Origin of the sequence: Streptomyces cahuitamycinicus (assembly GCF_002891435.1) — a bacterium.
Lineage (GTDB): Bacteria > Actinomycetota > Actinomycetes > Streptomycetales > Streptomycetaceae > Streptomyces > Streptomyces cahuitamycinicus.
In genome coordinates this window covers 1-501 of the sequence record NZ_POUC01000961.1, presented here as the reverse complement: position 1 = coordinate 501, position 501 = coordinate 1, and the positions used below count along the sequence as shown (strand labels likewise).

Annotated in this window: 1 protein-coding gene; it reads right to left on the bottom strand. The window is 73.7% G+C overall.

The genetic code is table 11. The features are described from left to right. Nucleotides 1-146: 146 nt before the first annotated feature. Nucleotides 147-383, bottom strand: a complete 237-nt coding sequence (locus tag C1J00_RS44085) for a hypothetical protein (protein ID WP_180989944.1) — start codon at nucleotides 381-383, stop codon at nucleotides 147-149. Between the last annotated feature and the right edge of the window lie 118 nt (nucleotides 384-501).

Sequence of the window (501 nt, the reverse complement as noted above, 5' to 3'; positions counted from 1 at the left end):
GTACCGAGGCCCGCCGCCCCCGTACCTGCGGGCCCCGTACGACGAGAATGTGCCCGGCCCCCGGGGCGGTTGAAGCCCCCGGGGCCGGGTTCAGAGCTTGATTTGAGGCTTCCGTACAAGGCGTACGACCGGTGCCGTAGGCGCGATCACGTCTCGTGGTGCTCCGACAGTCCCGGCCAGTCGTCCGGCCCGCCGCCCTGCCACTCGACGAGGTCGCTCTCCGCGAGGTCCGTGACGTACAGATCGGCCAGGCGCAGGATCTCGGCGACGTCGTCGGCGTGGGTCGCGACGCCCAGCGGCTCCTCGCCCAGGGTCACCCGGCGCGAGCCGTCCAGGGCGGGGGCGTGGACCACGACATGCGGGTGCTCGATGGGAGGTGCCATGCCTTCAGGCTGCTGCGAACGGGACCGGTCCGCACCCTGGGAACGGCTGGCCGTCCGGCGGCGCGAGGCTGGGCGCGACAGGACGTTCGCGCCGCCGGACGGGGTCGGGGGAGAGGGG

Coding starts and splice junctions, on each gene's coding strand:
- C1J00_RS44085 (WP_180989944.1), bottom strand. CDS start 383: ATGGCACCTCCCATCGAGCACCCGCATGTCGTGGTCCACGCCCCCGCC.